Origin of the sequence: Photorhabdus sp. RM96S (assembly GCF_042879335.1) — a bacterium.
Lineage (GTDB): Bacteria > Pseudomonadota > Gammaproteobacteria > Enterobacterales > Enterobacteriaceae > Photorhabdus > Photorhabdus kayaii.
On sequence record NZ_JBHFKT010000260.1, the window covers coordinates 1 to 253 of the forward strand.

Annotated in this window: 1 protein-coding gene; it reads left to right on the forward strand. The window is 63.6% G+C overall.

Annotation, left to right across the window (positions count from 1 at the left end):
* Positions 1–253: ImcF-related family protein (locus ACGF49_RS25260; protein WP_387493555.1), on the forward strand; the 253-nt coding region annotated here is incomplete at both ends.

The window sequence follows — 253 nt, forward strand, 5'->3', positions numbered from 1 at the left end:
CAGCGCCAAATCACCGAGCAGTACCTGGGGGACTACACCGCCACCTGGCGCGCGGCGATGAACAACCTGGATATTCGTGACTTTACCGATATCCCGCAGGCCATCAGCGCCCTTGAACAGGTCATCAGCGGCGAGCAGCCCATCAGCCGCGCCCTGCAAATCCTGAGTGACAACACCCGCCTGCCGGGGATTGACGAGACGCTGCCGGCCAAAGCCCGGCAGGCGTTACGCGATACCCCGGATTACCGCCTGC